This is a genomic window from uncultured Flavobacterium sp. (assembly GCF_963975005.1).
In the GTDB taxonomy this organism is placed as follows: domain Bacteria; phylum Bacteroidota; class Bacteroidia; order Flavobacteriales; family Flavobacteriaceae; genus Flavobacterium.
Window position 1 is genome coordinate 1 of sequence record NZ_CAXBFR010000113.1, and the last position, 9,360, is coordinate 9,360.

Consider the following 9,360-nt stretch of genomic DNA (forward strand, 5'->3'; position numbering starts at 1 on the left):
TATCTTTTATTACAGATTCTTTTGTTTCTTTATCGTACTTAAGTGCGATTTTGATAGTACCTTGAACGGTAGCATCTTCGAATTTGTAACTTAAAATATAACCTTGATCAAATAAAATCTTTGTGATTTCTTTTTTAAGGTTTGATGCTGGAATCTCAACCACTTTGTGATTAGCTCTCACAGCATTTCTAACTCTCGTTAGATAATCCGCTATAGGATCTGTATACATAACATGTATGAATTACGATTATGGTTTTCAAATGGTACTCACCAATTGAACCTATAACCAGTTAAAATTATTTTTTGGATTGCAAAAGTACAAACTTATTGCGAGATTACCAAGATGCTTTTTTAACACCTGGAATTAATCCTTGATTAGCCATTTCACGGAAGGTTACACGAGAAAGTCCGAATTGACGCATATACCCTCTTGGTCTTCCTGTTAATTTACAACGATTGTGTAAACGTACAGGAGATGCGTTTTTAGGTAATTTTTGTAAACCTTCATAATCTCCAGCTTTTTTCAAAGCTTTCCTTTTTTCAGCATACTTTTCAACTGTTGCTTCTCTTTTTACCTCGCGGGCTTTCATTGATTCTTTAGCCATATCTTAGTTCTTTTTAAAAGGTAATCCTAGTTCTGCTAATAATGATTTTGCTTCTTTATCTGTTGGTGCTGAAGTTACGAATGTAATATCAAAACCTGAGATTTTATTAACTTTATCAATATCAATTTCTGGGAAAATGATTTGTTCTAAAACTCCTAAATTATAATTACCTCTTCCATCAAATCCATCAGATTTAATTCCACCAAAATCTCTTACACGAGGTAAAGCAGAAGTTACAAGTCTATCTAAAAACTCATACATTCTTTCTCCACGTAAAGTTACTTTAGCTCCAATTGGCATACCTTTTCTTAATTTGAAAGACGCAACGTCTTTCTTAGAAATAGTAGCTACCGCTTGTTGTCCGGTAATTTTTGTCATTTCTTCTACAGCATAATCTACTAATTTCTTATCAGAAACAGCTGCTCCAACTCCACGGCTTACAACGATTTTTTCAAGTTTTGGAACTTGCATTACGTTTTTGTAACCGAATTCTTCCGTAAGTGCAGAAATTACTCTGCTCTTATATTCTTCTTTTAGTCTAGGTATGTAAGCCATCACTATAATACTTGATTAGATTTTTTTGAGAATCTCACTTTCTTATCTCCTTCTTGTTTATAACCTACTTTAGTCGTTTCTTTTGACTTAGGGTCGATTAAAGACAAGTTTGAAATATGAACAGCAGCTTCTTTCTTTACGATTCCACCTTGTGGATTAGTTGCGCTAGGTTTAGTATGTTTTGAAACCATATTAACACCTTCAACAATCGCTTTATTTTTTTCACGTAGAATAGTTACGATTTTACCTTCTTCACCTTTATGGTCTCCAGCAATTACTCTAACTAAATCTCCTGATTTTACTTTTAACTTTGTCATCATTTTTTAGAATTAAAGCACCTCTGGTGCTAATGATACAATTTTCATGAATTGTTTTTCACGAAGTTCTCTGGCAACTGGTCCAAAAACACGAGTCCCTCTCATTTCACCTGCAGCGTTTAACAATACACATGCGTTATCGTCAAAACGGATATAAGATCCATCAGCTCTTCTCACTTCTTTTTTGGTACGTACAACAACTGCAGTTGATACAGCTCCTTTTTTTACACTTCCGTTAGGAGCAGTGTCTTTTATAGAAACTACAATTTTATCACCTACAGAGGCATAACGACGTTTCGTTCCTCCTAATACACGGATAGTCAAAACTTCTTTTGCTCCTGTATTGTCTGCTACTTTTAATCTTGATTCTTGCTGTACCATAATTATTTAGCTCTTTCAATGATTTCAACTAATCTCCAACATTTTGATTTACTCATAGGTCTTGTTTCCATGATCTTTACAGTATCTCCAATGTTACAGTCGTTTATTTCGTCGTGTGCAACGTATTTCTTTGTTTTTAACACGAACTTACCGTATAATGGGTGTTTTACTCTTCTTGTTTCAGAAACAACAATAGACTTTGTCATTTTGTTGCTAGTAACAACCCCAATTCTCTCTTTTCTTAAATTTCTTTTTTCCATCTTTCAGCAGTGTACAATTATTGTAACTTTTTAGTCAATTCAGTAGTAACTCTTGCAACAGACCTTCTTAGAGCTCTTAGTTGTAATGGATTCTCAATTGGAGAAATCGCATGAGCATTCTTTAGATCAGCGTATGTTTTCTTTAACTGGCTAAGTTTTTCTTGTAACTCAGTTGCTGATAGACTTATAATTTCTGATTGTTTCATAATAAATTTTGATTATGCTTCAAAGTCTCTTGCAACAACAAACTTAGTTTTCACTGGAAGTTTTTGTGCTGCTAAACGTAAAGCTTCTTTTGCAACTGATAGTGGAACACCACCAACTTCAAACATTATTTTTCCAGGTTTACAAACTGCAGCCCAATATTCGACTGCACCTTTACCCTTACCCATACGTACCTCAAGAGGCTTCTTAGTAATAGGCTTGTCTGGGAATACATTGATCCATAATTGACCTTCTCTCTTCATAAAACGAGTTGCAGCGATACGCGCAGCTTCGATTTGACGTGAAGTTAAGAATACTCCTTTTTCATGAACCGATTTAATTCCAAACATTCCACTAGAAAGTACATGTCCTCTTTGAGAATTTCCTTTCATTCTACCCTTTTGTACCTTACGGTATTTTGTTCTTTTAGGCTGTAACATTTTTTCTTTAGTTTAAATAATTACTTTCTTTTGCGATTGTTTGGTCTACCACCATCTCTTTTAGAAGATGAAGATCCTGAAGATTTAGACTGTTTTTTGTCCATACCAACTAACGGGGAAAGATCTCTTTTACCGTAAACCTCACCTTTCATTATCCATACTTTGATACCCATTCTACCATAAGTAGTATGTGCTTCAGATAATGAATAATCAATATCAGCTCTGAAAGTTGACAAAGGAATTCTACCTTCTTTGAATTGCTCAGAACGTGCCATTTCAGCTCCATTTAAACGACCAGAGATAAGTACTTTAATACCTTCTGCGTTCATTCTCATAGCTGCTGCGATAGCCATTTTGATTGCTCTTCTGTAAGAAATTCTATTCTCAATTTGACGTGCAATACTTGCTCCTACTAATAGGGCATCAAGTTCAGGTCTTTTGATTTCGAAAATGTTGATTTGAACTTCTTTGTCAGTAATTTTCTTAAGTTCTTCTTTTAACTTGTCTACCTCTTGACCACCTTTTCCGATAATAATACCAGGTCTAGCAGTAGTGATAGTAACGGTTACAAGTTTTAAAGTTCTCTCGATAATTATTTTTGATACACTAGCTTTTGATAAACGAGCGTGGATATACTTTCTGATTTTATAATCTTCAGCGATTTTATCACCGTAATCATTTCCACCGTACCAGTTTGAGTCCCACCCTCTGATGATACCAAGTCTATTCCCTATTGGATTTGTCTTTTGTCCCATACTGTTTATTAATTGCTTTGTGTGTTATCTAATTGCCCTAATACGATTGTAACGTGATTAGAACGTTTTCTTATTCTGTGTGCACGACCTTGAGGGGCTGGACGAAGTCTTTTTAACATAGCTCCACCATCTACTCTGATCTCTTTTATAAATAAACCTGCATCTTCAATACTAGCTTCACTATTTTTTTGCTCCCAGTTATTGATAGCAGATAATAATAGTTTTTCTAGTTTTCTTGAAGCTTCTTTAGTACTAAATCTTAAAACATTAAGAGCTAGTTCTACTTTTTGACCTCTTACCATATCCGCAACTAAGCGCATTTTTCTAGGTGAAGTAGGGCAGTTATTCAATTTTGCAAAAGCTATAGACTTATTAGCCTCTTTTCTTGCATCTGCTGTTTCTCTTTTACGAACTCCCATTGCTTCTTATTTTTTACCTTTATTTTTTGCACCTGCGTGACCTCTAAAAGATCTTGTTGGTGAAAATTCTCCTAATTTATGTCCTACCATGTTCTCAGTAACATATACTGGAACAAATTGACGACCATTATGAACAGCTATAGTTTGTCCAACAAAATCAGGAGTAATCATTGATGCTCTAGACCAAGTCTTAACAACACCTTTATTACCTCCTTCAATATTAGCTTGAACTTTTTTCTCTAACTTATAATGTACAAATGGTCCTTTTTTTAATGAACGTGCCATGTCTATCTAATTATTTCTTTCTGCGTTCAACAATATACTTACTACTCGGGTTAACCTTAGAACGAGTTCTATAACCTTTAGCTGGTATTCCTTTTCTTGAACGTGGATGACCTCCTGAAGAGCGTCCTTCTCCACCTCCCATAGGGTGATCAACTGGGTTCATAGCTACTGGTCTAGTTCTTGGTCTTCTACCTAACCATCTTGATCTACCTGCCTTACCAGATACGATTAATTGGTGATCAGAGTTTGAAACCGCTCCAATTGTTGCTGAACAAGTTAACAAGATTAATCTTGTTTCACCTGAAGGCATTTTAATTGTAGCATATTTTCCATCTCTTGCCATCAATTGAGCGAAAGTACCTGCCGAACGAGCGATAACAGCTCCTTGACCTGGTCTTAATTCAATACATGATATAACTGTACCTAGAGGAATTTTACTTAAAAGTAAAGTATTTCCAATTTCTGGAATTGCATCTGGACCTGAAACTACTGTTTGACCAACTTGTAAACCATTTGGTGCAATTACATAAGTTTTTTCTCCATCTACATATGCAAGCAATGAAATGAATGCTGAACGATTTGGATCGTATTCGATTGTTTTAACTGTAGCAGGAATTCCGTGCTTAGTTCTTTTAAAATCGATAATACGATACTTTTGTTTGTGACCACCACCTGTGTAACGCATGGTCATCTTTCCTTGACTATTTCTACCTCCTGAACGTTTTTTCGGTGCTAGCAATGCTCGCTCCGGCTTATCAGTTGTAATAGTGTCAAAGCTATTTACAACTCTAAATCGCTGTCCTGGGGTAATAGGTTTTAATTTTCTAACTGACATCTTGTTTTATTAGATATTATTATAAAAGTCTATTGCTTCTCCTTCTTTCAGTTGTACAACTGCTTTTTTATAAGCATTTGTTTTACCAACGATTAAACCACTCTTAGTGTATTTAACCGATCTATCAGATCTGTAATTCATTGTATTGACGTTTTCAACAGTAACTCCATAAGAAGCTTCAATAGCTTTCTTAATTTGTATTTTGTTTGCTTTTTTGTCAACTACAAAACCAAAACGGTTAAAAATTTCACCGTCTTTTGTCATCTTTTCAGTAATGATAGGTTTAATTATAACATTCATACCTTCTTATTTACTTAAATTAGTTTCAATTCCTTCTAACGAACTCTCTAATAAGACCAATTTATTAGTATTCAAAATACCATAAGTGCTTAATTCAGAAGTAGTTATAACGCTAGACCCTTTTAAATTGCGTGACGACAAATATACATTTTTATTTGAATCACCCAACACAAATAGAGATTTTTTATTATCTAACCCTAAAGCTTTCAAAACGTTAATGAAATTTTTAGTGTTTGGAGTTTCAAAATTGAAATCTTCAACTACTAATAAATTTTCTTCTTTTGCTTTGATTGAGAAGGCAGATTTTCTTGCTAAACGCTTTAAAGATTTATTCAATTTAAATGAATAACTTCTTGGTCTAGGTCCAAATACTGTTCCTCCACCTTTAAACAAAGGGTTTTTAGCACTACCAGCTCTGGCAGTTCCTGTTCCTTTTTGTTTTTTAATCTTACGTGTACTTCCCGCAACTTCAGCTCTTTCTTTAGCTTTGTGCGTTCCTTGTCTTTGATTAGCTAAATATTGCTTAACATCAAGGTATACAGCGTGATTATTTGGTTCAATTGCGAATACTGAATCAGAAAGTTGTACTTTTCTCCCAGTTTCTTTTCCGTTTACATCTAATACTTTTACTTCCATTACTTCTGAATGATTACGTAAGAGTTTTTATGTCCTGGCACACATCCTTTTACTACTAAAAGGTTTTTGTCTGCAACGACTTTTAAAACTCTAAGATTCTGAATTGTTACGTTATCTGTACCCATTCTTCCAGCCATACGCATTCCTTTGAATACTCTAGATGGATAAGAAGAAGCTCCAACTGAACCTGGCGCTCTTAAACGGTTATGCTGACCATGAGTTGCTTGTCCAACACCACCAAATCCGTGACGTTTAACAACCCCTTGAAAACCTTTACCTTTAGATACACCTTGTACATCTACAAATTCTCCTTCCGTGAATAAATCCACATTCAACACATCACCTAAGTTGTGTTTTTCTTCAAAATACTTGAATTCAACGACTTTCTTCTTAACATCTGTTCCAGCTTTCTTGAAGTGACCTTCTTCAGCTTTAATAGAGTGTTTGTCAGTTTTGTCATCGAAACCAAGTTGAAGAGCTTCGTACCCGTCAACCGCTATGGTTCTGACTTGGGTAACTACGCATGGACCAGCTTGAATTACAGTACAAGGAATATTTTTCCCGTTCTCATCAAAGATGCTAGTCATGCCAATTTTTCTTCCGATTAACCCAGACATATTAAACTAATTATTAATTACTACTTAATTTTTTTGTGCATATTATAGACATACACTCTTTTTTACAAGGGTGCAAATATATAAATTTTATTTAATTAATACAAAATTAATTACTTAACTATTTTTAAATGAAAAATTAAGCAATAAACAAAGCATTAAAGATTAAAAAAACCGCAGTAAACAAATACTAGCGGCTTTTATTTTAAACTGACTTAACAGTGTATGAAACTATACTTTAATTTCTACTTCAACACCACTTGGCAATTCCAATTTCATTAAAGCATCAATAGTCTTAGAAGAAGAACTATAAATGTCTAACAATCTTTTGTATGAACTAAGTTCAAATTGCTCACGTGATTTTTTGTTTACGTGCGGTGAACGCAACACAGTAAAAATCTTTTTGTGTGTCGGTAATGGAATTGGTCCAGTTACAACAGCACCTGTACTTTTTACAGTTTTTACAATCTTTTCAGCAGATTTATCTACCAACATGTGATCGTAAGATTTTAATTTTATTCTGATTTTTTGACTCATTTTCTTTAGAATTAAGCGTTACCTTTTGCTTTTTTGATTACCTCTTCTGAAATATTCGAAGGTGTTTCTGCGTAGTGTGAAAACTCCATTGTAGAAGTTGCTCTACCTGATGATAATGTTCTTAATGTTGTTACATATCCAAACATTTCAGACAAAGGCACATCTGCTTTAATAGTTTTTGCACCACTTCTATCACCCATGTTGTTAACTTGACCTCTTCTTCTATTTAAATCACCTACAATATCACCCATATTTTCTTCAGGTGTGATTACTTCGATTTTCATAATTGGTTCAAGAATAACAGCTCCTGCAGCCTTAGCTACTTCTTTGTATCCTAATTTTGCTGCTAATTCAAAAGAAAGAGCATCAGAATCCACAGGGTGAAAAGATCCATCCGATAAAGTCACTTTTAAACTATCCACAGCATAACCTGCCAATGGACCAGCCTTCATAGCTTCACGGAAACCTTTTTCAACAGATGGAATATATTCTTTAGGAACATTACCACCTTTTACTGCATTAACAAACTGTAATCCAACAGCTGGTTTACCATCAACATCTTCTGCTGGTTCTAATGTAAAAACGATATCACCGAATTTACCACGACCTCCAGATTGTTTTTTATATGTCTCTCTATGTGTAGCTGATTTCGTGAATGCTTCTTTATATTCAACTTGAGGCTCACCTTGGTTAACTTCAACTTTGAATTCACGTTTCATTCTATCTACAAGAATATCTAAGTGTAACTCACCCATTCCTGAAATAATAGTTTGACCTGAAGCTTCATCAGTTCTGACTGTAAAAGTTGGATCCTCTTCAGCTAATTTAGCTAAAGCCATACCCATTTTATCAACATCTGCTTTAGTTTTTGGCTCAATAGCGATACCAATTACTGGATCAGGAAATTTCATTGACTCAAGAATAATTGGGTGTTTTTCATCACACATTGTATCTCCTGTCTTAATATCTTTAAACCCAACTGCTGCACCAATATCACCTGCTTCGATATAATCGATTGGGTTTTGCTTGTTAGCATGCATTTGGTAGATACGAGAAATTCTTTCTTTATTTCCAGAACGTGTATTTAAAATATACGAACCAGCATCTAAACGACCTGAATATGCACGGAAGAAAGCTAAACGACCAACATAAGGGTCAGTAGCAATTTTAAATGCAAGAGCAGCAAATGGCTCTTTTGTATCAGGACGACGTAATATTTTCTTTTGATCTTCTTCTAATAAATCAACATCATCAGGATGAATCCCTTCGATACCTTCTTTATCCATTGGAGATGGTAAATATTTACAAACTGCATCCAACATAAATTGAACTCCTTTATTTTTAAAAGAAGAACCTGCGATCATTGGAATGATAGCCATATCCATAGTAGCCGCTCTTAAAGCGTTATTGATTTCTTCCTCTGTAATAGAGTTTTCATCTTCCATGAATTTTTCTAACAAATTCTCATCATAATCAGCAACTGCCTCTATAAGGATAGATCTGTATTCTTTAACTTCATCAACCATATCAGCCGGAATGTCAATGATATCAAAAGTAGCTCCTAATGTTTCATCATGCCATACAATAGCTTGATTTTTCACTAAGTCAACTACACCTCTAAAATCGTTTTCTTCTCCAATTGGCAATGTTATTGCAACTGCGTTTGATTTTAGCATATCTCTAACTTGTTGACATACCATTAAAAAGTTAGACCCTTGACGGTCCATCTTGTTAACAAATCCCATTCTTGGAACTCTGTATTGATCTGCTAATCTCCAGTTAGTTTCTGATTGAGGCTCAACACCATCAACAGCACTAAACAAGAAAACTAAACCATCTAATACACGTAACGAACGGTTTACCTCTACTGTAAAATCAACGTGACCTGGAGTATCGATAATATTAAAGTGATAAGGTATTGATTCCGGTAAAATTGCACCTTGTTTTGTTGGAAAATTCCATTCACAGGTTGTAGCAGCAGAAGTAATTGTAATACCTCTTTCTTGCTCTTGTGCCATCCAGTCCATTGTTGCAGCACCATCATGTACTTCACCAATTTTGTGTGATTTTCCAGTATAGAATAATATACGCTCAGTTGTTGTTGTTTTACCAGCATCAATATGAGCAGCAATTCCTATATTTCTTGTATATTTTAAATCTCTTGCCATTTCTTAAAATCTAAAGTGTGAGAATGCTTTATTTGCTTCCGCCATTTTG

17 protein-coding genes are annotated in these 9,360 nt (G+C 34.6%); all 17 read right to left on the reverse strand.

Going from position 1 to position 9,360, the window contains the following annotated elements:
• Nucleotides 1–229 (reverse strand): 30S ribosomal protein S8 (gene rpsH, locus AACZ53_RS11865; RefSeq protein WP_339838709.1); only part of this gene is annotated, 229 nt, incomplete at its 3' end.
• A gap of 106 nt (nt 230–335) precedes the next feature.
• Nucleotides 336–605, reverse strand: a complete 270-nt coding sequence (gene rpsN / locus AACZ53_RS11870; protein ID WP_026717866.1) for a 30S ribosomal protein S14 — start codon at nt 603–605, stop codon at nt 336–338.
• Nucleotides 606–608: 3 nt separating this feature from the next.
• Nucleotides 609–1,160 carry a 50S ribosomal protein L5 gene (rplE, locus tag AACZ53_RS11875; protein WP_339838712.1) on the reverse strand — a complete coding sequence of 184 codons (552 nt, stop codon included), beginning with the start codon at nt 1,158–1,160 and terminating at the stop codon, nt 609–611.
• Between the two features lie 2 nt (nt 1,161–1,162).
• Nucleotides 1,163–1,477: a 50S ribosomal protein L24 gene (gene rplX / locus AACZ53_RS11880; protein ID WP_026717864.1), complete on the reverse strand. Its 315-nt coding sequence runs from the start codon at nt 1,475–1,477 to the stop codon at nt 1,163–1,165.
• 12 nt (nt 1,478–1,489) lie between these two features.
• Nucleotides 1,490–1,858 (reverse strand): 50S ribosomal protein L14, encoded by a 369-nt coding sequence (rplN, locus tag AACZ53_RS11885; protein ID WP_026717863.1) that lies wholly within the window; start codon nt 1,856–1,858, stop codon nt 1,490–1,492.
• A 2-nt stretch (nt 1,859–1,860) separates the two neighbouring features.
• On the reverse strand, nt 1,861–2,118 hold the full coding sequence (gene rpsQ, locus AACZ53_RS11890; protein WP_339838715.1) for a 30S ribosomal protein S17: 258 nt from the start codon (nt 2,116–2,118) through the stop codon (nt 1,861–1,863).
• 17 nt (nt 2,119–2,135) lie between these two features.
• Complete coding sequence (gene rpmC, locus AACZ53_RS11895) at nt 2,136–2,324, reverse strand: 50S ribosomal protein L29 (RefSeq protein ID WP_026717861.1); 189 nt, start codon at nt 2,322–2,324, stop codon at nt 2,136–2,138.
• Nucleotides 2,325–2,336: 12 nt separating this feature from the next.
• Nucleotides 2,337–2,762 carry a 50S ribosomal protein L16 gene (gene rplP, locus AACZ53_RS11900; RefSeq protein ID WP_026717860.1) on the reverse strand — a complete coding sequence of 142 codons (426 nt, stop codon included), beginning with the start codon at nt 2,760–2,762 and terminating at the stop codon, nt 2,337–2,339.
• Between the two features lie 20 nt (nt 2,763–2,782).
• Nucleotides 2,783–3,517 (reverse strand): 30S ribosomal protein S3, encoded by a 735-nt coding sequence (rpsC, locus tag AACZ53_RS11905; RefSeq protein ID WP_026717859.1) that lies wholly within the window; start codon nt 3,515–3,517, stop codon nt 2,783–2,785.
• Nucleotides 3,518–3,525: 8 nt separating this feature from the next.
• Nucleotides 3,526–3,936: a 50S ribosomal protein L22 gene (gene rplV / locus AACZ53_RS11910; RefSeq protein ID WP_339838718.1), complete on the reverse strand. Its 411-nt coding sequence runs from the start codon at nt 3,934–3,936 to the stop codon at nt 3,526–3,528.
• Between the two features lie 6 nt (nt 3,937–3,942).
• The gene (gene rpsS, locus AACZ53_RS11915) at nt 3,943–4,221 is read right to left on the reverse strand and encodes a 30S ribosomal protein S19 (protein WP_026717857.1); all 279 of its coding nucleotides are present in this window, start codon (nt 4,219–4,221) and stop codon (nt 3,943–3,945) included.
• A gap of 10 nt (nt 4,222–4,231) precedes the next feature.
• Nucleotides 4,232–5,056 (reverse strand): 50S ribosomal protein L2, encoded by an 825-nt coding sequence (gene rplB / locus AACZ53_RS11920; protein WP_026717856.1) that lies wholly within the window; start codon nt 5,054–5,056, stop codon nt 4,232–4,234.
• Between the two features lie 9 nt (nt 5,057–5,065).
• Nucleotides 5,066–5,356, reverse strand: coding sequence for a 50S ribosomal protein L23 (gene rplW, locus AACZ53_RS11925; protein ID WP_026717855.1), 291 nt, complete (start codon nt 5,354–5,356; stop codon nt 5,066–5,068).
• A 6-nt stretch (nt 5,357–5,362) separates the two neighbouring features.
• Nucleotides 5,363–5,992 carry a 50S ribosomal protein L4 gene (rplD, locus tag AACZ53_RS11930; RefSeq protein WP_339838723.1) on the reverse strand — a complete coding sequence of 210 codons (630 nt, stop codon included), beginning with the start codon at nt 5,990–5,992 and terminating at the stop codon, nt 5,363–5,365.
• Nucleotides 5,992–6,609, reverse strand: coding sequence for a 50S ribosomal protein L3 (rplC, locus tag AACZ53_RS11935; RefSeq protein ID WP_026717853.1), 618 nt, complete (start codon nt 6,607–6,609; stop codon nt 5,992–5,994). The genes rplD and rplC overlap by 1 nt, the downstream gene beginning before the upstream one ends.
• Nucleotides 6,610–6,837: 228 nt before the next feature.
• Complete coding sequence (gene rpsJ, locus AACZ53_RS11940) at nt 6,838–7,143, reverse strand: 30S ribosomal protein S10 (protein ID WP_008254495.1); 306 nt, start codon at nt 7,141–7,143, stop codon at nt 6,838–6,840.
• An 11-nt stretch (nt 7,144–7,154) separates the two neighbouring features.
• The gene (gene fusA, locus AACZ53_RS11945; protein WP_339838728.1) at nt 7,155–9,311 is read right to left on the reverse strand and encodes an elongation factor G; all 2,157 of its coding nucleotides are present in this window, start codon (nt 9,309–9,311) and stop codon (nt 7,155–7,157) included.
• Between the last annotated feature and the right edge of the window lie 49 nt (nt 9,312–9,360).

What these genes read in the sequence shown, in the direction of transcription:
- rpsN (WP_026717866.1), bottom strand. Translation starts at nt 605, where the DNA reads ATGGCTAAAGAATCAATGAAAGCCCGCGAGGTAAAAAGAGAAGCAACA.
- rplE (WP_339838712.1), bottom strand. Translation starts at nt 1,160, where the DNA reads ATGGCTTACATACCTAGACTAAAAGAAGAATATAAGAGCAGAGTAATT.
- rplX (WP_026717864.1), bottom strand. Translation starts at nt 1,477, where the DNA reads ATGACAAAGTTAAAAGTAAAATCAGGAGATTTAGTTAGAGTAATTGCT.
- rplN (WP_026717863.1), bottom strand. Translation starts at nt 1,858, where the DNA reads ATGGTACAGCAAGAATCAAGATTAAAAGTAGCAGACAATACAGGAGCA.
- rpsQ (WP_339838715.1), bottom strand. Translation starts at nt 2,118, where the DNA reads ATGGAAAAAAGAAATTTAAGAAAAGAGAGAATTGGGGTTGTTACTAGC.
- rpmC (WP_026717861.1), bottom strand. Translation starts at nt 2,324, where the DNA reads ATGAAACAATCAGAAATTATAAGTCTATCAGCAACTGAGTTACAAGAA.
- rplP (WP_026717860.1), bottom strand. Translation starts at nt 2,762, where the DNA reads ATGTTACAGCCTAAAAGAACAAAATACCGTAAGGTACAAAAGGGTAGA.
- rpsC (WP_026717859.1), bottom strand. Translation starts at nt 3,517, where the DNA reads ATGGGACAAAAGACAAATCCAATAGGGAATAGACTTGGTATCATCAGA.
- rplV (WP_339838718.1), bottom strand. Translation starts at nt 3,936, where the DNA reads ATGGGAGTTCGTAAAAGAGAAACAGCAGATGCAAGAAAAGAGGCTAAT.
- rpsS (WP_026717857.1), bottom strand. Translation starts at nt 4,221, where the DNA reads ATGGCACGTTCATTAAAAAAAGGACCATTTGTACATTATAAGTTAGAG.
- rplB (WP_026717856.1), bottom strand. Translation starts at nt 5,056, where the DNA reads ATGTCAGTTAGAAAATTAAAACCTATTACCCCAGGACAGCGATTTAGA.
- rplW (WP_026717855.1), bottom strand. Translation starts at nt 5,356, where the DNA reads ATGAATGTTATAATTAAACCTATCATTACTGAAAAGATGACAAAAGAC.
- rplD (WP_339838723.1), bottom strand. Translation starts at nt 5,992, where the DNA reads ATGGAAGTAAAAGTATTAGATGTAAACGGAAAAGAAACTGGGAGAAAA.
- rplC (WP_026717853.1), bottom strand. Translation starts at nt 6,609, where the DNA reads ATGTCTGGGTTAATCGGAAGAAAAATTGGCATGACTAGCATCTTTGAT.
- rpsJ (WP_008254495.1), bottom strand. Translation starts at nt 7,143, where the DNA reads ATGAGTCAAAAAATCAGAATAAAATTAAAATCTTACGATCACATGTTG.
- fusA (WP_339838728.1), bottom strand. Translation starts at nt 9,311, where the DNA reads ATGGCAAGAGATTTAAAATATACAAGAAATATAGGAATTGCTGCTCAT.